General features: G+C 72.4%; 22 protein-coding genes and 1 pseudogene. 17 read left to right on the forward strand and 6 right to left on the reverse strand.

Annotated features, from left to right (window positions below):
* Nucleotides 1-133 precede the first annotated feature (133 nt).
* Together ABD52_RS38575 and ABD52_RS27505 are read right to left on the reverse strand one after the other, a co-directional pair.
* A pseudogene (locus ABD52_RS38575) lies at nucleotides 134-536 on the reverse strand (hypothetical protein).
* A gap of 273 nt (nucleotides 537-809) precedes the next feature.
* Entirely contained in the window at nucleotides 810-1712 is a 903-nt protein-coding gene (locus ABD52_RS27505; protein WP_013286099.1) for a PD-(D/E)XK nuclease family protein, read from the reverse strand.
* Between the two features lie 229 nt (nucleotides 1713-1941).
* Here ABD52_RS27505 and ABD52_RS27510 point away from each other — a divergent pair, with 229 nt between their 5' ends.
* The 3 genes from ABD52_RS27510 (at nucleotide 1942) to ABD52_RS27520 (ending at nucleotide 4689) form a co-directional block, all read left to right on the forward strand.
* Nucleotides 1942-3000 carry a M50 family metallopeptidase gene (locus ABD52_RS27510; protein WP_235437573.1) on the forward strand — a complete coding sequence of 353 codons (1059 nt, stop codon included), beginning with the start codon at nucleotides 1942-1944 and terminating at the stop codon, nucleotides 2998-3000.
* Nucleotides 2997-3941, forward strand: coding sequence for a tRNA (adenine-N1)-methyltransferase (locus ABD52_RS27515; protein WP_013476951.1), 945 nt, complete (start codon nucleotides 2997-2999; stop codon nucleotides 3939-3941). The genes ABD52_RS27510 and ABD52_RS27515 overlap by 4 nt, the downstream gene beginning before the upstream one ends.
* Before the next feature lie 175 nt (nucleotides 3942-4116).
* A complete protein-coding gene (locus ABD52_RS27520; RefSeq protein WP_047893693.1) occupies nucleotides 4117-4689 on the forward strand; it encodes a hypothetical protein in 573 nt (190 codons plus the stop codon).
* A 59-nt stretch (nucleotides 4690-4748) separates the two neighbouring features.
* Here ABD52_RS27520 and ABD52_RS27525 read toward each other — a convergent pair whose 3' ends face one another.
* The gene (locus tag ABD52_RS27525) at nucleotides 4749-5042 is read right to left on the reverse strand and encodes a ferredoxin (protein WP_013286103.1); all 294 of its coding nucleotides are present in this window, start codon (nucleotides 5040-5042) and stop codon (nucleotides 4749-4751) included.
* 177 nt (nucleotides 5043-5219) lie between these two features.
* Between ABD52_RS27525 and arc the strand changes: the two genes are divergently transcribed.
* From arc to ABD52_RS27565, 8 genes are all read left to right on the forward strand, one after another.
* Nucleotides 5220-7001: a proteasome ATPase gene (gene arc / locus ABD52_RS27530; protein WP_013286104.1), complete on the forward strand. Its 1782-nt coding sequence runs from the start codon at nucleotides 5220-5222 to the stop codon at nucleotides 6999-7001.
* A gap of 167 nt (nucleotides 7002-7168) precedes the next feature.
* Nucleotides 7169-8686 (forward strand): depupylase/deamidase Dop, encoded by a 1518-nt coding sequence (dop, locus tag ABD52_RS27535; protein WP_013476949.1) that lies wholly within the window; start codon nucleotides 7169-7171, stop codon nucleotides 8684-8686.
* Between the two features lie 107 nt (nucleotides 8687-8793).
* The gene (locus ABD52_RS27540; protein ID WP_013286106.1) at nucleotides 8794-9000 is read left to right on the forward strand and encodes a ubiquitin-like protein Pup; all 207 of its coding nucleotides are present in this window, start codon (nucleotides 8794-8796) and stop codon (nucleotides 8998-9000) included.
* Between the two features lie 5 nt (nucleotides 9001-9005).
* The gene (locus ABD52_RS38580) at nucleotides 9006-9674 is read left to right on the forward strand and encodes an endonuclease VII domain-containing protein (protein ID WP_047893704.1); all 669 of its coding nucleotides are present in this window, start codon (nucleotides 9006-9008) and stop codon (nucleotides 9672-9674) included.
* Nucleotides 9593-10432 carry a proteasome subunit beta gene (gene prcB, locus ABD52_RS27550; RefSeq protein ID WP_176921676.1) on the forward strand — a complete coding sequence of 280 codons (840 nt, stop codon included), beginning with the start codon at nucleotides 9593-9595 and terminating at the stop codon, nucleotides 10430-10432. The genes ABD52_RS38580 and prcB overlap by 82 nt, the downstream gene beginning before the upstream one ends.
* Nucleotides 10433-10486: 54 nt before the next feature.
* Nucleotides 10487-11320: a proteasome subunit alpha gene (gene prcA, locus ABD52_RS27555; RefSeq protein ID WP_047893695.1), complete on the forward strand. Its 834-nt coding sequence runs from the start codon at nucleotides 10487-10489 to the stop codon at nucleotides 11318-11320.
* 146 nt (nucleotides 11321-11466) lie between these two features.
* Nucleotides 11467-12825, forward strand: coding sequence for a Pup--protein ligase (pafA, locus tag ABD52_RS27560; RefSeq protein ID WP_013286109.1), 1359 nt, complete (start codon nucleotides 11467-11469; stop codon nucleotides 12823-12825).
* Nucleotides 12826-12884: 59 nt separating this feature from the next.
* Nucleotides 12885-13103, forward strand: coding sequence for a hypothetical protein (locus ABD52_RS27565; protein ID WP_013286110.1), 219 nt, complete (start codon nucleotides 12885-12887; stop codon nucleotides 13101-13103).
* A gap of 12 nt (nucleotides 13104-13115) precedes the next feature.
* On the opposite strand, the gene ABD52_RS27570 is transcribed toward ABD52_RS27565, so the two are convergent.
* Nucleotides 13116-14060, reverse strand: a complete 945-nt coding sequence (locus ABD52_RS27570; protein ID WP_030273995.1) for a hypothetical protein — start codon at nucleotides 14058-14060, stop codon at nucleotides 13116-13118.
* 235 nt (nucleotides 14061-14295) lie between these two features.
* Between ABD52_RS27570 and ABD52_RS27575 the strand changes: the two genes are divergently transcribed.
* On the forward strand, nucleotides 14296-14844 hold the full coding sequence (locus tag ABD52_RS27575) for a carboxymuconolactone decarboxylase family protein (RefSeq protein ID WP_047893696.1): 549 nt from the start codon (nucleotides 14296-14298) through the stop codon (nucleotides 14842-14844).
* 12 nt (nucleotides 14845-14856) lie between these two features.
* Here ABD52_RS27575 and ABD52_RS27580 read toward each other — a convergent pair whose 3' ends face one another.
* Nucleotides 14857-15942 (reverse strand): DUF3866 family protein, encoded by a 1086-nt coding sequence (locus ABD52_RS27580; protein WP_047893697.1) that lies wholly within the window; start codon nucleotides 15940-15942, stop codon nucleotides 14857-14859.
* 44 nt (nucleotides 15943-15986) lie between these two features.
* Nucleotides 15987-16979 (reverse strand): cation diffusion facilitator family transporter, encoded by a 993-nt coding sequence (locus tag ABD52_RS27585; protein WP_047893698.1) that lies wholly within the window; start codon nucleotides 16977-16979, stop codon nucleotides 15987-15989.
* A 104-nt stretch (nucleotides 16980-17083) separates the two neighbouring features.
* On the opposite strand from ABD52_RS27585, the gene ABD52_RS27590 reads away from it, so the two are divergent.
* The 5 genes from ABD52_RS27590 to tatC all read left to right on the forward strand — a co-directional run.
* Entirely contained in the window at nucleotides 17084-18082 is a 999-nt protein-coding gene (locus tag ABD52_RS27590; protein ID WP_047893699.1) for a YafY family protein, read from the forward strand.
* Nucleotides 18079-19086: a YafY family protein gene (locus tag ABD52_RS27595; protein WP_047893700.1), complete on the forward strand. Its 1008-nt coding sequence runs from the start codon at nucleotides 18079-18081 to the stop codon at nucleotides 19084-19086. Before ABD52_RS27590 ends, ABD52_RS27595 begins: the two co-directional genes overlap by 4 nt.
* Before the next feature lie 10 nt (nucleotides 19087-19096).
* Nucleotides 19097-19345, forward strand: a complete 249-nt coding sequence (locus ABD52_RS27600; protein WP_047893701.1) for a hypothetical protein — start codon at nucleotides 19097-19099, stop codon at nucleotides 19343-19345.
* A gap of 216 nt (nucleotides 19346-19561) precedes the next feature.
* Nucleotides 19562-19888 carry a Sec-independent protein translocase subunit TatA gene (tatA, locus tag ABD52_RS27605; protein WP_047893702.1) on the forward strand — a complete coding sequence of 109 codons (327 nt, stop codon included), beginning with the start codon at nucleotides 19562-19564 and terminating at the stop codon, nucleotides 19886-19888.
* 21 nt (nucleotides 19889-19909) lie between these two features.
* Nucleotides 19910-20698: twin-arginine translocase subunit TatC (gene tatC, locus ABD52_RS27610; protein WP_047893703.1), on the forward strand; the 789-nt coding region annotated here is incomplete at its 3' end.

Consider the following 20698-nt stretch of genomic DNA (forward strand, 5'->3'; position numbering starts at 1 on the left):
CCCCACCCCCGTCGACCCGCCACCTCCCTGACCTGGGTGCATCCCGCCCGTCAACCTCGCCACTTCGGTGAAGTGGTCCGGGTGCCCGGTCGCCACCGATGGTGATCCACACCTGGTCGGGGAGGTTGCGGCATCACGCACCGCTCGATCCCGCCACCTCCCCGAGGTGGCGCGCATGCCCCCAGGCGGCGGGAAGTGGGCGGTCGCGCCCGCTCAAACCGGTGTACGCGGTAACGGTCCTGCCCGCGATGGCGGCTGTGGTGTCCACGTGGCCGCCCGCCTACACGTAGACACGGATCGCGGCGGGACAGTCGTGCGGCAGCGTGGCGGCGACCCAGCCGCAGGAGCCCTGCCCGTCGAAGGCGGACGCGGCAGCCACCGGCCACGGCGTGCCGGTACGGATCAGCCGCAGCACCGTCACCGCGCCCGGCCCGTACCCCCGGGTATGGGCCGCAGCGCTGCGCGAACGCCAACGCCAGCCGGTCCCGGTCGATCCGTCCCCCGGCGGCCAGTCCGGCCACCACCGAACAGGCCATCTCGGTGTCGTCGGTCAAATCCCACGGCGCTCTGCGCACCGGTCCCGCATCGGGCTCGGACGCGCTCCCCGCGCCCGAGCCGCGCGCGGGATCGCGGGCGCTCCGCGCGCCGGTCCGCACGGGATCGCGGGCGCTCTTGTGTGCGGTTACGGTCCGAACGGGTGGATTGACGGCGGGTACGGCTGGGCATCACCGGCGTGCGCGGGATCGCCCGTCGATCCGGGCACCCTCCGGTCAGGCGTCAGCCCGGGCACCCTCCGGCGGGAGCGGAGCTCACTCGTCGGCGCCGGGCGCCACCGGTCGGGAGCGGGCGTCCACGAGCGGGTCGGGCGCGGCGGCGGCCACCGGGAACGGCGGCGGCGTCCCGCCGTAGCTCGGGCACAGCGCCTGGTGGTTGCACCAGTCGCACAGGCGGCTCGGCCGGGGACGGAAGTCCTGCCGGGCGGTGGCCTGCTCGATCGCCCGCCACAGCGCCACCACGGTGCGCTCGAAACGCACCAGCTCGTCGGCGTCCGGCGCGTAGTCGCAGACCTCGGCGTCCTTGAGGTAGAGCAGGCGCAGCACGCGCGGCACCACGCCCCGGGTGCGCCACAGCACCAGGGCGTAGAACTTGAGCTGGAACAGCGCGCGCGCCTCGAACGCCTCGCGCGGCGCCCCGCCGGTCTTGTAGTCGACCACCCGTAGCGCGCCGTCCGGCGCGACGTCGAGCCGGTCGAGGTAGCCCCGGATGAGCAGCTCGTCGTCCACCACCGCGGAGATCAGCGCCTCGCGCTCGGCCGGCTCCAGCCGGCGCGGGTCCTCCACCGCGAAGTAGCCGTCCAGCAGCGCCGTCGCCGACCGGAGGAACTCCTGCGGCCCGACGGCGTCGCCGTCGGCGAACAACGTCGCCAGCTCCGGCTCCTCGGTGACCAGACGGTCCCACTGCGGGACGACCAGGTCACCCGCCGACTCCGGGGTGCGCGCGGCGGCCGGCAGGTCGAACAGCCGCTCCAGCACGGCGTGCACGAGCGTGCCCCGGGCCTGCTCGACGGTCGGCCGCTCGGGCAGCCGGTCGATGCTGCGGAACCGGTAGAGCAACGGGCAGGTCTTGAAATCTGCCGCCCGCGACGGCGACAACGAGGCCCGCACGGTGACCGGCGCCGGTGCCGCCGTCTGGTCGCCGTGACTGTCGATCATCGGTTCCGCCGTCATGACCGGAAGGTTAGGGCACGCGTGTGACAGGGCCGGCGTCGCCGCACCGAAGCATGATCGGGATCGCGGCGCCCTGGGTCGTCCCCGGCTGCGGGGCTCGCTGGAGCTCAGCTCACGTAGCATCGGGCCGGTGCAGCAGCGGAGCCGAGGACCCCGCCGGCCGGGGCTCAGCCTCGGCCGGGTCCTCGGGGTGCCGCTGCGCGTCGACGCCTCGATGCTGCTGCTCACCGTCGTGGTCACGGTGCTGTACGCGGCGCTGGCCCGCCGCCAGCTCGACCTCGGCCCGCTCGGCGGCTACCTGGTCGGCGTCGGCTTCGTGATCTCCCTGCTCGGCTCCGTGCTGCTGCACGAGCTGGGCCACGCTCTGACCGCCCGCCGGTACGGCATCGGTGTGCGGGGGATCACGCTGGAACTGCTCGGCGGCTACACCGAGATGGACCGCGACGCCCCCAGCCCCCGGGTCGAGCTGCTGATCTCCCTGGCCGGTCCGGCCGTCTCCGCAGTGCTCGGCGCCGGCGCGGTCGCCGCCACCCTCGCCCTGCCCGCCGGCACGCTCGGCCACCAGCTCGCCTTCCAGCTCGCGGTCAGCAACGTGGTGGTGGCGATCTTCAACAGCCTGCCCGGCCTGCCGCTGGACGGCGGCCGGGCGCTGCGCGCCGCCGTGTGGGCGCTCACCCGCGACCGCCACCGCGGCACCGAGGTGGCCGGCTGGGTGGGCCGGGCCGTCGCGCTGGGCACGCTGGCGCTGGTCGTGGTGCTCACCATGCGCCGGGCGCTGGCCCCGCTGGCCCTGCCGCTGCTGCTGCTCGTCGCGCTGACGCTGTGGCGCGGCGCCGGCCAGTCGATCCGGATGGCGCGCATCGGCCGCCGGCTGCACCTGGTCGACCTGGCCCGGCTGGCCCGCGCGGTACTGCCGGTGCCCGCCGGCACGCCGCTGGCCGAGGCCCAGCGCCGCCGCGACGAGGCGGGCACCCCCGAGGCGGCGCTCGGCGTGGTCGACTCGGCCGGCCGTACGGTCGCCCTGGTCGACCCGGCCCGCGTCGCCGCCGTACCCCCGGAACGGAGGCCGTGGGTCGCGGTGGACGAGGTGGCCCGCGACCTGTCCGCCGTGCCGGCCCTGCCGCTCGGGGCGGACGGCGAGCGGGTGCTGGAGACCGTGCGGACCCACCCGGGCGCGCAGTACGTCGTGACGGCAGGCGAAGATGTGGTCGGCGTGCTGCACATCGCGGATCTCGCCCAGCTCCTGGAACCCGAACGGAAGACGAACACGTGACCGCAGAGATCTCCACCGTCCCGGCGTTGCCCCCGGTCCACCGCGGGCCGTTCCGGCCGGGCGACCGGGTCCAGCTGACCGACCCGAAGGGCCGGATGCACACCGTGACGCTGGAGCCGGGCAAGGAGTTCCACACCCATCGCGGGATCCTCAAGCACGACACCCTGATCGGCCTGCCCGACGGCAGCGTGGTCACCACCGCCGGCGGCGGCACCGCGTTCCTGGCGCTGCGGCCGCTGCTGTCGGACTACGTGCTGTCCATGCCGCGCGGCGCCCAGGTGATCTACCCGAAGGACTCGGCGCAGATCGTCGCCATGGGCGACGTCTTCCCCGGCGCCAAGGTGCTGGAGGCCGGCGCCGGATCCGGCGCGCTGTCCTGCTCCCTGCTGCGGGCCGTCGGCACCGAGGGTGAGCTGCACTCGTTCGAGCTGCGCGACGACTTCGCCCAGATCGCCCGCCGCAACGTCGAGGCGTTCTTCAACGGCCCGCACCCGGCCTGGAACCTGCACGTCGGCGACGTCGCCGACTGCGCCGAGACCGGATTCGACCGGATCATCCTCGACATGCTCACCCCGTGGGAGATGCTCGACATGGTCGAGCGGGCACTCGTGCCCGGCGGCGTGCTGATCGGCTACGTGGCCACCACCCCGCAGCTCTCCGAGCTGGTCGAGGCGCTGCGCGAGCGCGGCGGCTGGACCGAGCCGCGCGCCTGGGAGTCGCTCGTGCGCGACTGGCACGCCGAGGGGCTCGCCGTCCGACCGGACCACCGGATGATCGCCCACACCGCGTTCCTGGTCTCCGCGCGCAAGCTCGCCCCCGGGGTCACCGCGCCGCCGCGGCGGCGTAAGCCCAGCAAGGGCGCCGAGGCGTACGCGCAGCGCCGCGACGCCCTGCGCGCCGCCGCCGCGGCCCGCGCGGCGGAGGAGCCGGAGCAGTCCTGACCCCCGCCGCGCGCCCGCGCGCGCACGGGCGGATCATGTGTGCCGGTGGGGACGACACCTGAGCGGGTGGAGACGGTGGCATGAGCGAGCGGATCGGGGCGCGCGTCGGGCGGCGCGCCCGTGCCGGTGACCGGAACCGACGGCGGCGCCGCGGCGCGGGTCGGCGGGAGGCGGCGTGATCAACCCCGGCTACGGCAACGGCGACCTGCCCGCCGTCTTCCCGGACTGGTCGCCCTACACCGACCTGGAGTCGGCCGCGCGGGCGTACCTGCGCGACCCGGACATCGCGCTGGAGGCGCTCGACGGCGTGCTGCGCGGCGCCTCAGTGCTCGGGTTCACGCTGGAGCGCTTCGTCAACGAGGTGAACGGCGTGTGGCAGGAGGTCGTCGTCTGCGACGGCAGCCGGCTGGTGCTCTGGCACGGCGAGGACGTGCCGCCGGGGGAGGGGCCGCCCGGCGCGATGACCTCGTCGCTGCGGGTGGTGCCGCTGTCCACCGTCACCGAGGTCGGCTGCCGGCGGCGGCTCATGCGCGCCGACAACGGCACCGTACGGGTCGACAGCATCGACGTGTACCTGCTGCTCAGCTCACTGGACGAGGCGCCGCCCAGCGACGAGGCGATCGGCGCGCCCCGGCACGACGCGCTGCGATTCGGCAAGACCCTCGACGACGGCGGGGCCGGGCAGATCGCCCGGCTGGAGGAGTTCGCCCGGCTGGTCGCCTCGGTCGTCGGCCGGCCCCTGCTCTGAGGCGGACGCACGACGGGCCGGGGACCACACGTCCCCGGCCCGTCGTGTCCGTCTCCGCCTCAGTCCTCGGCCTCCGGGCCGGCCACCTCGACGCCGTCGCTGCCGCGCACCACGTGGATGCACTCGCCCGGGCACTCCTTCGCGGAGTCGATCACCTCGAGGCGCAGGTGCTCCGGCACGTCGACCCGGGCGCCGGGGGCCTGCCGCAGCTCGCCGTCGGGGCCCTTGACGTACGCCAGGCCGTCGACGTCGAACTCGAAGACCTCCGGCGCGTACTGCACGCAGAGCCCGTCACCGGTGCAGAGATCCTGATCCACCCAGACCTGCAACTGGTCGGTCGCGACGTCGGTCACGAAGCACCCCCCATGTTCTCCCGTCCCACGCTCCGACGGTACCCGAACGCCCGTACCCGCCCCGCGACCAGCCCTTCGCGATCAAGCTTCGGTGACGAGCGCGTTGCTGTGGACCGAATCGGGCTCATAGCGGCTAGTGTTAGGTCAGAACGTTCAAGCCCCCCGGGGAGGTGGGACGTGGCACGCAGCGACGACGCGGACTCGCGCGCCGCACGGTGGGAAAAGGAAGCCCACGATCTCTCCACGCAGGTCGCGTTCCTGCAAGAGGAACTCGCTCTGGTGCGGCGCAAGTTGACCGAAAGCCCTCGACACGTCCGGCAGCTCGAAGAGCGGCTGGCGGCCACCCAGGCACAGTTGGCGCGGCTGACCGAGAACAACGAGCGGCTCGTGAGCACCCTCAAGGAGGCTCGCGCGCAGATCGTGACGCTCAAGGAGGAGATCGACCGGCTCGCCCAGCCGCCGAGTGGCTACGGCGTCTTCCTGGCCAAGCACGACGACGGCACGGTGGACGTGTTCACCGGCGGGCGCAAGCTCCGCGTCGCCGTCTCGCCCTCGCTGGAGGTCGACGAGCTGCGCCGTGGCCAGGAGGTCCTGCTCAACGACGCGCTCAACATCGTCGACGCGTTCGGCTACGAGCGGGTCGGCGAGGTGGTGATGCTCAAGGAGATCCTGGCGGGCCCCGAGGGCGCTCCGGGTGACCGGGCGCTCGTGGTCTCGCACTCCGACGAGGAGCGCATCGTGCACCTCGCCGAGACCCTGATCGGCAGCGCGATCCGGGCCGGCGACTCGCTCATGATCGAGCCCCGCTCGGCGTACGCGTACGAGCGGATCCCGAAGAGCGAGGTCGAGGAGCTGGTCCTGGAGGAGGTGCCCGACGTCGACTACGAGGACATCGGTGGCCTCCAGGCGCAGATCGAGCAGATCCGCGACGCTGTGGAACTGCCCTTCCTGCACTCCGACCTGTTCCGCGAGCATCAGCTCCGGCCGCCGAAGGGCATCCTGCTCTACGGCCCGCCCGGCTGCGGCAAGACGCTCATCGCCAAGGCGGTGGCGAACTCGCTGGCCAAGAAGATCGCCGAGCGGGAGGGCAAGGATCGGCACACCAGCTTCTTCCTCAACATCAAGGGCCCCGAGCTGCTCAACAAGTACGTCGGCGAGACCGAGCGGCACATCCGGCTGATCTTCCAGCGGGCACGGGAGAAGGCCGGTGAGGGCACTCCGGTGATCGTGTTCTTCGACGAGATGGACTCGGTGTTCCGCACCCGCGGCTCCGGCGTCTCCTCCGACGTGGAGAACACCATCGTCCCGCAGCTGCTCAGCGAGATCGACGGCGTCGAGGGCCTGGAGAACGTCATCGTCATCGGCGCCTCCAACCGGGAAGACATGATCGACCCGGCGATCCTGCGCCCCGGCCGGCTCGACGTGAAGATCAAGATCGAGCGGCCGGACGCCGAGGCGGCGAAGGACATCTTCTCCAAGTACATCCTCGCCGGCCTGCCGCTGCACGCCGACGACCTGGCCGAACACGGCGGCGACGCCCAGGCCACGGTCGCGGCGATGATCGACGCGGTGGTCCTGCGGATGTACTCCGAGACCGAGGAGAACCGGTTCCTCGAGGTCACCTACGCCAACGGTGACAAGGAAGTCCTCTACTTCAAGGACTTCAACTCCGGCGCGATGATCCAGAACATCGTCGACCGGGGCAAGAAGATGGCCATCAAGGAGTTCCTCACCTCCGGCCGCAAGGGTCTGCGCCTGCAGCACCTGCTCGACGCCTGCGTCGACGAGTTCCGCGAGAACGAGGACCTGCCCAACACCACCAACCCCGACGACTGGGCCCGCATCTCCGGCAAGAAGGGCGAGCGGATCGTCTACATCCGCACGCTCGTCTCCGGCGGCAAGGGCGCCGAGGCCGGACGGTCCATCGAGACCGCCAGCAACACCGGCCAGTACCTGTAGTCCGACCCCCTCGACGGAGGCCCGTGGCGTACGCGCCACGGGCCTTCGCGCGTACCCGGGGAAGCCGCCACACCGGACCCGGCGCTGCCGCCACGCCCCCTCGGCGCGTCACGCCGACTACGCTCGACGTGACGGGGACCGGGACGGCGAGCGGAGCGGGCAGGTCGATGAGCGTTAGACGGATCATGGGCACCGAGGTCGAGTACGGCATCTCCGTGCCCGGCCAGGCCGGAGCCAACCCGATGGTCACCTCCTCCCAGGTGGTCAACGCCTACGGGGCGCGGCCGGAACTCAACCGGGGCGGCCGGGCCCGCTGGGACTACGAGGAGGAGTCGCCACTGCGCGACGCCCGGGGGTTCACCTACTCCGGCGCCGCGTACGACCCGGCCGAGGCGCTCGCCGACGAGGATCTCGGGCTCGCCAACGTCATACTCACCAACGGCGCCCGCCTCTACGTCGACCACGCCCACCCGGAGTACTCCACACCCGAGGTCACAAACCCCCTCGACGTGGTGCGGTGGGACAAGGCGGGGGAGCGGGTGATGGCCGAGGCGTCCCGCCGCGCCGCGACCATCCCGGGCACCCACCCGATCCACCTGTACAAGAACAACACCGACAACAAGGGCGCCAGCTACGGCGCGCACGAGAACTACCTGATGCGCCGGCAGACGCCGTTCGCCGACATCGTGGCGTACCTGACGCCGTTCTTCGTCACCCGGCAGATCGTCTGCGGCGCCGGGCGGGTCGGCATCGGCCAGGACGGCGGCCAGAGCGGTTTCCAGATCTCCCAGCGGGCCGACTTCTTCGAGGTCGAGGTGGGACTGGAGACGACGCTCAAGCGGCCCATCATCAACACGCGGGACGAGCCGCACGCCGACGCCGACAAGTACCGCAGGCTGCACGTCATCATCGGCGACGCCAACCTCTCCGAGATCTCCACGTTCCTCAAGGTCGGCACCACCTCGCTGATCCTCGCCATGATCGAGGAGAAGGCGCTCGGCGCGGACCTGGGCATCGCCGACCCGGTGGCCGAGCTGCGCGCGGTCAGCCACGATCCGTCGCTCAAGCACCTGATGCGGATGCGCGACGGCCGCAGGCTCACCGCGCTGGACGTGCAGTGGGCGTACCTGGAGCGGGTGAGCTCCTTCGTGGACGACCGCTACGGCAAGGACGTGGACGCGCAGACGGCCGACGTGCTGCGCCGCTGGGAGAGCGTGCTGGACCGGCTCGGCCGGGACGCGTTCGAGTGCGCCGACGAGCTGGACTGGGTGGCCAAGCTGCGGCTGCTGGAGGGCTACCGGGAGCGGGAGAAGCTGGCCTGGGGCTCGCACAAGCTGCAACTGGTCGACCTCCAGTACTCCGACGTGCGGCCGGAGAAGGGCCTCTACCACCGGCTGGTGCAGCGCGGCTCGATGAAGACGCTGCTCACCGACGAGCAGACGCGCGCCGCGATGACCGAACCGCCGGAGGACACGCGGGCCTACTTCCGGGGCCGCTGCCTGGACCGGTACGCCTCCGAGGTGGTCGCCGCGAGCTGGGACTCGGTCATCTTCGACGTGGGCCGGGAGTCGCTGGTCCGGGTGCCGATGATGGAGCCCGAGCGGGGCACCCGCGCGCACGTCGGCGAGCTGTTCGACCGCTGCGAGAGCGCGAAGGATCTGCTGGAGACGCTCACCGGCGGGTGACCCCGATGCCGGAAGGCCCGCCGGGTGCCGGAAACGGGCACGCGACGGGCCTTTCGTCGCTCCCGCGAGGTAAGTTGATCGCAGGCGATCGTGGAGGAGGCACCACCATGGCGACGCAAGAGGGTGGGCAGACCCAGTCCGGCAAGTCCCGCGAGGAGGTCGAGGAGGTCACCGCGGAGGCCAACCCCGAGGTGGCCGAGCGGCACGCCGAGATCACCGAGGACGTGGACGACCTGCTCGACGAGATCGACTCCGTCCTGGAGGAGAACGCCGAGGAATTCGTGAGAGGATATGTGCAGAAGGGGGGTCAATGAGGCTTATGTCCGATTTGCCAGAGGCTTCGGACAAGCTTTGCCCCCAGTGTCGCCGCTCGCTTCCCGCGTCGGCGTTCCACCGTAATCGGCGTCGTCCAGACGGGCTGGCGTTCTACTGCAAGACGTGTGCCGCTGCTCGCTCAGAGGCGAGTCGCCGGAAACGTGGCATCGCGCCGCAGCGAAGGGCTGCCGTGCCGGTAGCGGACGGCCTCAAGTGGTGCCCCGACTGCGAGCAGATCAAGCCCGTAGACGATTTCCCCCGAACGACCAACGCCAGCGGTCGGCACAGCTACTGCAAGCCGTGCCACATCGCGCGTGGTAACGAGAGCAAGCAGCGGCTCTACGGTGGCAATCGCGAGTACCACCTGCGCCGTCGGTACGGGGTCGGGGAGAAGGAGTTCCAGGAGCTCCTGGCCGAGCAGGGCGGCGTCTGCGCGATCTGCCGGCGCCCCGATCCGGAACATCTGGACCACGATCATCGCACCGGATGGGTGCGCGGGATACTCTGCTTCAACTGCAACGGTGGTCTTGGTCAGTTCAAGGACAACCCCGACGTCCTGGCCAGGGCGATCACGTACCTGAGAGGAACCACGTGGCAGCGGGTTTTGATCCATCCGGGCGTCTTCCAGATGTGTTCACCAACGCGGGGACGTCCTCCTTCACAGCGTTCCTGAGCAAGGTGGCCCCCGAGATGCTGCCCGGCCGTCGGCCGCTGCCGCCCGGCATGGCCGCCGACATGGCGCCGCACGCGACCACCATCGTGGCCATCTCGGCCGCCGGCGGTGTGGTGATGGCCGGCGACCGGCGCGCCACGATGGGCAACCTGATCGCCCAGCGCGACATCGAGAAGGTGCACCCGGCCGACGCGTACTCGCTCGTCGGCATCGCGGGCACCGCCGGCATCGGCATCGAGCTGATGCGACTGTTCCAGGTGGAGCTGGAGCACTACGAGAAGATCGAGGGCGCGATGCTCTCGCTCGACGGCAAGGCCAACCGGCTGGCGTCGATGATCCGCGGCAACCTGGGCGCGGCCATGCAGGGCCTCGCCGTGATCCCGCTGTTCGCCGGCTTCGACCTGGCCGCGAGCGACCCGGCGCGGGCCGGACGGATCTTCAGCTTCGACGTGACCGGCGGCCCGTACGAGGAGACCGGTTACGACGCCATCGGCTCCGGTTCGCTGTTCGCCAAGTCCGCGCTGAAGAAGCGGTTCCGGGCCGGCCTGTCGGTCCAGGACGCGACGCGGCTGGCGGTCGAGGCGCTCTACGACGCGGCGGACGACGACACCGCCACCGGCGGCCCCGACCTGACCCGGCGGATCTACCCGGTCGTGATGACCGCCACCGCCGAGGGCACCCACCGGCTCACCGACGCCGAGACGGCGGCGATCGCGGAGAGCGTGGTGTCCGGCCGGATGGAGAACCCCGGCGGCTGAGGCCGCTCCCACCGTCCACCGAGTCAGCAGTCCCGCAGAAGGAGAACCGCCGCCGTGGCCATGCAGTTCTACGCCTCGCCCGAGCAGATCATGCGCGACCGCTCCGAGCTGGCCCGCAAGGGCATCGCCCGGGGCCGCAGCGCGGTGGTCCTGAGCTACGCGGGCGGGGTGCTCTTCGTCGCCGAGAACCTGTCCAGCACGCTGCACAAGGTCAGCGAGATCTACGACCGGATCGGCTTCGCCGCTGTCGGCCGGTACAACGAGTTCGAGAACCTGCGCCGCGCGGGCGTGCGGATGGCCGACCTCAACGGCCTCAGCTACGACCGCCGGGACGTGAACGGCCTGGCGCTCGCCAACGCGTACGCGCAGACGCTCGGCGCGATCTTCACGGAGCAGTCGAAGCCGTTCGAGGTGGAGATCTGCGTGGCCGAGGTGGGCGCCGCGCCCGAGGACGACTCCCTCTACCGGGTGACCTACGACGGCTCGGTGAACGACGAGCCGGGCCGGATGGCGATGGGCGGCCAGGCCGAGGCGATCAGCGGGGTGCTGAAGAACGAGCACCGGCCGGAGATGTCGCTGTCGGAGGCGGTGCGGGCCGCCATGAAGGCGCTGAGCAGCGTCGGCGGCGAGGGCGGGGCGGCCCGCACGATCGCCGCGAACCAGCTGGAGGTGGCGGTCCTGGACCGGCGCCGGGTGGGGCGTACGTTCCGGCGGGTGACCGGCGCGGCGCTCACCGCGCTGCTGGACGGCGACGCCGAGGCCGACACCGCGCCCGCGCCGGGCCGGGCGAAGACGCCGACCGTGCCGACGGAGGAGGCGAAGAAGCCGACCACGTCGGCGGGTTCGGCCGATCTGGAGGGCAACGCGGAGGACAAGCCCGCCGAGTGACGACCGTCGCGGACCCCGCCACCTCGCCGAGGTGGCGGGGTTTTTCGCGTACGGATGCCGCCACCTCGCCGATCTGCGCGGGGGAGATCGCAAGCGGCGAGCGTCGGCGCTGCCCATCGGAGGCTCCGGGCGGCTAATGTCTCATCATGGAGCGGCGAATCTTCGGCCTCGAAACCGAGTACGGCGTCACCTGCACCTATCGCGGGCAACGCCGACTGTCCCCCGACGAGGTCGCGCGGTACCTGTTCCGGCGGGTGGTGTCGTGGGGCCGGTCGAGCAACGTGTTCCTGCGCAACGGCGCCCGCCTCTATCTCGACGTCGGTTCGCACCCGGAGTACGCGACTCCGGAGTGCGACTCGGTGACCGACCTGGTGGCACACGACCGGGCCGGTGAGCGGATCCTGGAGGGCCTGCTCGTCGACGCGGAGAAGCGGCTGCACGACGAGGGCATCGCGGGCGAGATCTACCTGTTCAAGAACAACACCGACTCGGCCGGCAACTCGTACGGCTGCCACGAGAACTATCTGGTGTCCCGGCACGGCGAGTTCGGCCGGCTCGCCGACGTGCTCATCCCGTTCCTGGTCACCCGGCAGTTGATCTGCGGCGCGGGCAAGGTGCTGCAGACGCCGCGCGGCGCTGTCTACTGCCTGTCCCAGCGGGCCGAGCACATCTGGGAGGGTGTCTCGTCGGCGACCACCCGCAGCCGGCCGATCATCAACACCCGCGACGAGCCGCACGCGGACGCCGAGCGTTACCGCCGGCTGCACGTGATCGTCGGTGACTCGAACATGAACGAGGTCACCACGCTGCTGAAGGTCGGCACCGCCGACATCGTGCTGCGGATGATCGAGGCCGGCGTGGTGATGCGCGACCTGACGCTGGAGAACCCGATCCGGGCCATCCGCGAGGTGTCGCACGACATCACCGGCCGGCGCAAGGTGCGGCTGGCCTCCGGCAAGGAGGTCTCGGCGCTGGAGATCCAGCAGGAATACCTGGCCAAGGCGACGGAGTTCGTGGAGCGCCGGGGCGGCGACCAGACCGCGAAGCGGGTGGTCGACCTGTGGGGCCGGGTGCTGCGCGCGGTCGAGACCGGCGACCTGGACCCGGTGGCCCGCGAGATCGACTGGGTCACCAAGCTGAAGCTGATCGAGCGTTACCAGCGCAAGCACGACCTGCCGCTGTCGCACCCGCGGGTGGCGCAGATGGACCTGGCCTACCACGACCTGCGGCGCGGGCGCGGCCTGTACGGGCTGCTGGAGCGCCGTCGTGAGGTGGACCGGGTGGCCACCGACCCGGAGATCTTCGAGGCGAAGGAGACGCCGCCGCAGACGACCCGGGCGCGGCTGCGCGGCGAGTTCATCCGCCACGCCCAGGAGAAGCGGCGCGACTTCACCGTGGACTGGGTGCACCTGAAGCTGAACGACCAGGCGCAGCGCACGGTGCTGTGCAAGGACCCGTTCCGGGCCTACGACGAGCGGGTGGAGCGGCTGATCGCCAGCATGTGATCGTGCGGGCGGCCGGTGCCCGGCACCGGCCGCCCGTCCACAGGTACGCTGGCGTCGCGATGAACACTTCCGAATCCGCCGGTGGGTCCGGCCGCGAGACGTCCTCGGACCGTGACGGCACCGAGAAGCTCAACTGGATCGACCGTCGGCGGGAGAAGATCCGCGCCGAGATCGAGCGCAACAGGCGCGGCGACTACACGGTGCCGACCTGGGTGCTGGCGGCGGCGCTGGTGCTGATCGTGGGCGCCTGGCTCGGGCTGATCCTGTTCCTCGGCTGAGTTCCGGGCCGGTCAGTTGTACGGCATCCGGGGGAACCAGCCGAAGCCGAACAGCGCAGGCACCCGCACGTCCCAGTAGACGACTGTGAAGACGCCGAGCGCGACGAGCAGCGCTCCGGTGACCACGGCGGCGCGGCGGGGGTCGGCCATCCATGCGAGGAAGCGTCCCCGGCTGATCGCCACGGCGACCGCGAAGACGACTGTGACGAGCACGATGTTGCCCAGCGACTGGAGCGTGAACGCCAGCGCTCCGTAGAGCGGGTTGCCGGTGTCGACGGCCCAGTGGAACAGCTTGTTGAACATCGGGTAGGGCCGGCCGACGAGGAAACCGCCGACGAGCGCGCCGATCGTCACCACCCGGGCGACGGGCCGGTGCGCGAAGACGTCCGGCACCAGCTTGAGCGCGGCGAGTCCGAGGTAGGTCAGGGCGAGTCCGATGACGCCGAAGACGACCGACGACTGGATGAGGCGTACCGGGACGCCGCCGACCACGTCGGTGGACAGCTGGGGCAGCCGGTCGCCGGCCAGCACGCCGACGACGCCGTAGCTCGCCGAGACGGCGACCATGCCGAGGGTCAGCCAGCCGACCGGGCGCAGCAGGGCACGCAGCGCCGGCCGGGTGCCCCCGGCCGGGTCGGCGCCGGAGACCTGGCTCATCGGCCCGACCGAGGCCGCGACGGCGATGTTGCAGGCGGTGAAGGTGCCGGCGAAGCCGGAGACGAAGGCGAAGAGCAATCCGGCGACGGTGCCGGTGATGGCGGTCTCCTTGGCGTCGTGGCCCAGCACGGTGTTCGCGACGTTGTCGCCGATGACCTTGTCGACCAGCTCGAACGACCACAGGACGGCCAGCAGCACGCCGGCTGCCGCGCTGACCAGGGCGAGTCGGAGCCGGTGCCGGGGGCGATGGGGGGAGATCCCGGCGTCGGGGGTCGCGTCCGGGAACTGTCGCAGTGCCATGAGGGGCCTCCTAAACGGCGGCCGCACGCGTTCCCCGGGCAGCCGGGAACGACGCCTGTCAGTGGGGAGTGGTGGGGCCGGAGTCGGGTACCCGGCAAGTATGGGGAGGCCGGGCAGGGCCCTGGTTCTTCCATCATGCTGACCTGTCTCCGGCGTCTTCTCCGGCGCCGGCGGTGACGGCACTCTGGACGGCGAGGCCGCCGGCACCGCCGGCACGGACAGGGAGCGTGACGTCATCGCACACATCGATCTCGGGCTGGACGAGAAGGCACATCCGGGCATCCGGGGGCCGCTGCGGTTCCGGCCGGAGACGGCGAAGCCGCTGGGCGAGCTGGCGGAGGTGCTGCTGCGCGCGCCGCATCCCACGCTGACGCCGGGCGAGCGGGAGCTGATCGCGGCGTACGTCTCCGGCCTCAACGACTGCGACTTCTGCTGCTCGTCGCACGCGGCGTTCGCGGCCGCGCAGCTGCCCGCCGGGATGCCGTTGGTCGACCACGTGCGCGCGGACGTCGGCACGGCCCCGGTCGACGCCAGGCTGCGGGCACTGCTGCACATCGCCGCCGCGGTGCGCCGCAGCGGCCGGGAGGTCACCACCGAACTGGTCGAGGCGGCCCGCGCGGAGGGCGCCACCGACCTGGAGATCCACGACACGGTGCTGATCGCCGCCGCGTTCTGCATGTTCAACCGCTACGTCGACGGTCTGGGCACCTGGACACCGCGGGATCCCGAGGCGTACGCGCGAGCCGCCGACCACCTCGTCGCGAACGGTTACCTGGCGATCTGACGGCGGCGCGGCTCAGCCGAGCAGGCGGGCCGCGTACCGGCCGGCGGCGGCGGCGGCCAGGAAGTAGGCGTGGTCGGCGTCCAGGCCCCGGCCCATCGTGGACAGGCCGACCGGGGCGGCCCGCAGCGCCGCGTCGAGGCCGTCGGCAGGCACCGTGACGATGCGGTGCCGGTCGGCCAGCGGCGTCAGCGCCGCGGCGACCTCCGCGGCCAGGCCGGGGGCGAGGCCGTCCGGCACGACCAGCTCCGCGGGGGCCAGCGCGACCCGGCCGTACGCGGTCAGGCTGTGGTGGGAGACGCCACGGTGCCGGGGCCGGGCGTCGGCGTCGGAGATGCGCAGCGACCCGACCGGGCGCCCGCCCAGCGTGGCGACGGCGTTCACCGCCTCGCCGACGGCCACGCCGGAGAAGCCCCAGCGGGTGCCGGTGCCGAGGTTGCCCGGCCCCTGGGCGACGATCGTCAGGTCCGCGTCGAGCACGTGCCGGGCGGCGAGCAGGCCGCTGTGCAGCGTGCTCGCCTCCAGGTCACCGCCGAACGCCTGGCCCACGCTGACCGTGCCGGCGAGGTGCCCGGACAGCCCGGCCAGGGTGCGGGAGAACCACGCCGGCAGCGCGCCACCGTCGGTCAGCACGTACGCGACCCGGGCGTCGGGCGCGTCGGCGCGTACACCGGCCAGGATCGCCGGCAGCGCGGAGTGCAGATCGGCGGTGACCACCGGCATGCCGTCGACCGAGTCCGCGGCGGCCAGCCGGTCGTGGTGCGGCGACGCCTCCTCGTCCACGCCGAGCAGGATCGGTTGCAGCGGCGTGTAGCGGGCCTTGACCAGGTGCCCGGCGTCGCGGCTGTCACCGGCCAGCGGCGGGTCCGGGGGCAGCCGGTCGGGCAGCGCCACGACCAGCGCGTAGCCGCCGGTGCCGAGGCCCATCAGCAGCGCCCCGGCGTTGAGCAGCACCCGGTCGCCGGGTTCGGGCTCGCCGACCAGGGCCGGGTAGGCCAGGGCACGCATCCGGGCGCCGTCGGGCAGGTCGACGTCGAGTTCGACAGCGCCGGCCCACCGTCGCCGTACCGCCGTGACCGTGCCGGACCGCCATCGCACCATGCGGTGCACGGTATCGGCCGCCGCCGGGACGGCCCCCGGCCGGGTCAGGGGTTCCGGTCGTCGGCCGGGCGGCCCGCCTCGTCCTGCGTGGTGCGGGCGGGCCGGCCGGGCGACCGGGACCGGGTGGGGTCGAGGAAGACGTACGCGATCTCCGGGAAGTGCCCGGTGAGCCGGCGTTCGGCCTCGTCGGCGGCGGCCTCGATGTCCGCGCCGGTGGCGTCGTCGCGGAAGTCGACCTTGGCGGCGACGAGGATGTCGTCCGGGCCGAGGAACATGGTCATCAAGGTGTCGACCCGGTCCACCGTCGGCACGTCCGCCAGTTCCCGCTCGATGCGGCGGTGCAGCCGGTCGGATACGGACCGGCCGACCAGCAGTGAGATGTTGCTGCGCGCCAGGACGGCGGCGACCACCAGGAGCAGCACGCCGATGAGGATCGAGGCGATGCCGTCGTACAGTTCGTCGCCGGTCAGGTGCGACAGGGTGAGCCCGCCGGCGGCGATCAGCAGGCCGATCAGCGCGGCGCTGTCCTCCAGGAAGACCGCCTTGACCGTGGTGTCGGCGGTCAGGCGCAGGTAGCGGCGCGGGGTGGTGTCCCAGCGGCGCGACTCGCCGCGCACCTGCCGGACCGCCCGGGCCAGCGACACCGACTCGATCGCGAAGGAGACCGCCAGCACCACGTACGAGACCAGGTACTCGCCGCTGTGCTCGTGCACCAGGATGGTGGTCACACCGTGCGTGACGGCGAAGCCCGCCCCGGCGACGAAGGTGAACAGCGCGGCGAGGAACGCCCACACGTAGCTCTCCTTGCCATACCCGAAGGGGTGCCGGGTGTCGGCGGGCCGTGCGCCTCGGCGCAGCGCCAGGTAGAGCAGCACCTCGGTGGTGGTGTCGGCGAGCGAGTGGGCGGCCTCGGAGAGCATCGCCGCGGAGCCCGAGATCAGGCCCGCGACCAGCTTGGCGACGGCGATGGCGAGGTTCGCCGCGCCGGCCACCACGACGGTGCCGACGCTCTCGGTCTTGACCTCCGGTTCCGCCATGCGATCACCCTATGACCGGTCGATGGCCGCCGCCGGGTGGGAAGACCCCCGCGCCGCGCCGCGCGGGTGCCCGCGCCGCACGCGCGGGCTGCTAGCGTTTGGGCGTGTCCCGGACCCGTACCGAACGCCTGGTCAACCTGGTGATCTGCCTGCTGTCGACGCGACGCTTCCTGACCGCCGCGCAGATCGCCGCGACCGTGCCCGGCTACGAGCACGACCCGGACGACGCCAAGGACCACGAGGCGTTCCAGCGCAAGTTCGAGCGCGACAAGGCCGAGCTGCGTGAGCTGGGCGTGCCGCTGGAGACCGGCACGGCGAGCGTCTTCGACGCCGAGCCGGGCTACCGGATCGCGCCGCGCGCGTACGCGTTGCCCGACATCCCGCTCGAACCGGACGAGGCCGCGGCCGTGGGCATCGCCGCCCGGCTGTGGCAGCACGCCGGGCTGGCCGCCGCCGCGTCGTCGGGGCTGGCGAAGCTGCGCGCCGCCGGCATCGACGTGGACCCGCAGGCCACGCTGGGCCTGGAGCCGATGGTCACGGTCGACCCGGCGTTCGCGCCGCTCACCGCCGCCGCGCGGGACCGGCGCGAGGTCAGCTTCGACTACCGCGTGCCGGACCGGGACGCGCCCACCCGCCGCCGGGTGCAGCCGTGGGGCGTGGTCTGCTGGCGCGGCCGGTGGTACGTCGTCGGCCACGACCTGGACCGCGCGGCGACCCGCTGCTTCCGGCTGTCCCGGGTGGTCGGCACGGTGCGGGCGACCGGCGAGCCGGGCGCCTACGAGCCGCCCGCCGGTGTCGACCTGATCAGCCACGTGGCCCGCTGGTCCGGGCCGGTGGAGCGCACCGGCCGGGCGACGGTGCTGGCCGCGCCGGGCCGCGCCGCCGGGCTGCGCCGCTGGGCCGTCGAGTGCCAGGCCGGCCCCGACGGCGACCGGCTGGTGCTGCCGTACGCCGACGCCGACTACCTGGCCGGCCAGATCGTCGGGTACGGCCCGGACGTCCGCGTGCTGGAGCCACCGGAGGTACGGGAGGCGGTCATCCAGCGGCTCAAGGAGGTCGCCGCCCGCCACGACGAGCTGGCCGTGACCGGGGGTGCCCGGTGACCCGCCCGGCGGCCCGCGCGGGCCGTGCCTCCGCCGACCGGCTGGCCCGGCTGCTCAACCTGGTGCCCTACCTGCTGGCCCGCCCCGGCATCGAGATCGCCGAGGCGGCGCACGACCTCGGGGTGACCGAGAAGCAGCTCCGCGAGGATCTGGAACTGCTCTGGGTGTGCGGGCTGCCCGGCTACGGTCCGGGCGACCTGATCGACATGGCGTTCGACGGCGACCGGGTGACGATCACCTACGACGCCGGGATCGACCGCCCGCTGCGGCTCACCCCGGACGAGGCCCTGGCGCTGGTGGTGGCGTTGCGGATGATCGCCGAGACGCCGGGCGTGGCCAACCGGGAGGCGGTCGAGCGGGCACTCGCCAAGATCGAGAACGCCGCCGGTGACCTGGCCGGCGCGCCGGTCGAGGTCCGCCTGCCCGGCGACACCGCCCGGGTACGCGAGCTGCGCGCCGCCGTCGAACGCGGCCGGGCGCTGCGGATCACCTACTACACCCCGGCCCGGGACGAGACCACCGAGCGCACCATCGACCCGCTGCGGATGCTGATGGTCGGCGGCCGGGCGTACGTGGAGGCGTGGTGCCGCCGCGCCGAGGGGGTGCGGCTGTTCCGGGCCGACCGGATCGACGCGGTGACCGAGCTGCCGGAGCAGGCGGTGGTGCCGCCGCAGGCCCGCCCGCACGATCTCAGCGACGGCGTGTTCAGCCCGTCGGCCGACCTGCCGCTGATCACGCTGCGGATCGGCCGGGGCGAGCGGTGGATCACCGAATATTATCCGTGCGAGCGGGTCGAGGCCGACGGCGAGCAGTGGCTGGTGTCGCTGCGCGTCACCGACCTCGGGTGGGCCCGGCGGTTCGTGCTCGGGCTGGGCCCGGAGGTGACCGTGGTGGCCCCGGCCGAGCTGGCCGAGCAGGTACGCGCCCAGGCCGTGGCCGCGCTCGACGCGTACGCCACCCCGGCCGGCAGCGCCGACCCGGCAGCCGTCGGCGGCACCCGATAGGCTGACCGCCGTGGTGACGTGGATCGTGCTCGGGGTCGTGGTGTTCGCGCTGGTCGTACTGGCCCTGGCGATCCGTCCGGTGGTGAGCCGCCTGCCCGGGCTGCGCCGTTCCGCGCTGGCGTTGCAGCGCCGGGCGGTCGAGGCCGAGTCGCTGCGGTCGGCCGCCGAGCAGTTGCAGGCGCGGGCCGAGTCGCTCCAGGAGCGGGCGGCGCTCGCGCAGGAGCGGATCGCGTTGATCAAGGCCAGGCGCGGCGACTGATCGACGGCGGTCGGCCCGGTGAGCGTCCTCTGCGCGTTCCCAGGCGGTTACGCGCAGAATGCGCGGACCTGGACGGTTGACGGGACACTTCGGGTTGGTCGAAACTTCACCGATCGGGCCCGCACCAGCAGGCCCGCGGGGGTGGCAAGCCGCTGCGACACACGTACGATGGGCGACGACCCACCCCTTACCGACACAGAGCGACTGGAGCTTCCCATGGGTGCCCTCAAGCCGTGGCACATCGCCGTACTCGTGGTCGTGCTGATCCTGCTGTTCGGCGCGAAGCGGCTCCCCGACGCGGCCCGCTCGCTGGGCCGCTCGCTGCGGATCATCAAGGCTGAGACCAAGAGCCTGCACGACGACGACCGCGATCTCGCCGAGAAGGCCGACGCACAGGCCGGCTACCAGCCGCTCCAGCCGCAGCAGCCCGTGCAGGGGCAGCCGTACGCCCAGCAGCAGTACACGCAGCAGCCGTACGCGCCGCAGCCGCAGCAGCCGGTCGCCCCGCCGGTCGACCCGGTGCACCGCGTCCGCGAGAACTGAGCCGGAAGGGCCCCCACCACCGTGGCCTTCGGGTTGAAGAAGCGCGGGCCGAGCACGTTCGCGCGCGCGGCCGACGGCTCGATGACGCTCATCGAGCACATCCGCGAGCTGCGTAACCGCCTGTTCCGGGCGTCGCTGGCGGTCGTCGGCGGCCTGGTCGCCGGGTTCTGGCTCGCCGATCCGGTCTTCCTGCTGCTGAAGCGTCCCTACTGCCGGCTGCCCGGCACGACCGACGCGTTGGGCAACTGTCAGGACCTGCTGGCGCTGGCGCCGACCACCGGCTTCGTGCTCAAGCTGAAGCTCGCGCTCTGGCTGGGTCTGATCATCGGTGGACCGGTCTGGCTCTACCAGCTCTGGGCGTTCATCGCCCCAGGTCTGCACCGTCATGAGCGTAAGTGGGCCTACGTCTTCGTCGCGATCGCCGCCCCGCTGTTCGCGGCCGGCGCGGCCCTCGCCTACCTGGTGGTCGACAAGGGCCTTGGGTTCCTGATGGAGTCCGGCGTGGGCGGGTTGTCCAACCAGTTCGAGGTCAGCGCCTACATCGCGTTCATCACGAACATGATCCTGCTCTTCGGGGTGGCGTTCGAGTTCCCGCTGATCCTGCTCATGCTCAACTTCACCGGCGTGGCGAGCGCCCGGCGGCTGTTGAGCTGGTGGCGCGTCGTGATCTTCATTTCGTTCGCGTTCGCGGCGATCGCCACGCCTGACCCGGGGCCGTTCGGCATGACCCTGTTGGCGGCCTCCCTCTCCCTGCTCTACTTCGTGGCGGTGGGGGTGGCGTTCGTCAACGACAAACGGCGCGGGCGGGGT

Origin of the sequence: Micromonospora sp. RV43 (assembly GCF_001029515.1) — a bacterium.
Classification (GTDB): Bacteria; Actinomycetota; Actinomycetes; order Mycobacteriales; family Micromonosporaceae; genus Micromonospora; species Micromonospora aurantiaca.

What these genes read in the sequence shown, in the direction of transcription:
- tatA (WP_047893702.1), top strand. Translation starts at nt 19,562, where the DNA reads ATGGGTGCCCTCAAGCCGTGGCACATCGCCGTACTCGTGGTCGTGCTG.
- ABD52_RS27565 (WP_013286110.1), top strand. Translation starts at nt 12,885, where the DNA reads ATGAACACTTCCGAATCCGCCGGTGGGTCCGGCCGCGAGACGTCCTCG.
- ABD52_RS27540 (WP_013286106.1), top strand. Translation starts at nt 8,794, where the DNA reads ATGGCGACGCAAGAGGGTGGGCAGACCCAGTCCGGCAAGTCCCGCGAG.
- ABD52_RS27505 (WP_013286099.1), bottom strand. Translation starts at nt 1,712, where the DNA reads ATGATCGACAGTCACGGCGACCAGACGGCGGCACCGGCGCCGGTCACC.
- dop (WP_013476949.1), top strand. Translation starts at nt 7,169, where the DNA reads ATGAGCGTTAGACGGATCATGGGCACCGAGGTCGAGTACGGCATCTCC.
- ABD52_RS27510 (WP_235437573.1), top strand. Translation starts at nt 1,942, where the DNA reads ATGCTGCTGCTCACCGTCGTGGTCACGGTGCTGTACGCGGCGCTGGCC.
- ABD52_RS27570 (WP_030273995.1), bottom strand. Translation starts at nt 14,060, where the DNA reads ATGGCACTGCGACAGTTCCCGGACGCGACCCCCGACGCCGGGATCTCC.
- ABD52_RS38580 (WP_047893704.1), top strand. Translation starts at nt 9,006, where the DNA reads ATGTCCGATTTGCCAGAGGCTTCGGACAAGCTTTGCCCCCAGTGTCGC.
- ABD52_RS27580 (WP_047893697.1), bottom strand. Translation starts at nt 15,942, where the DNA reads ATGGTGCGATGGCGGTCCGGCACGGTCACGGCGGTACGGCGACGGTGG.
- ABD52_RS27585 (WP_047893698.1), bottom strand. Translation starts at nt 16,979, where the DNA reads ATGGCGGAACCGGAGGTCAAGACCGAGAGCGTCGGCACCGTCGTGGTG.
- pafA (WP_013286109.1), top strand. Translation starts at nt 11,467, where the DNA reads ATGGAGCGGCGAATCTTCGGCCTCGAAACCGAGTACGGCGTCACCTGC.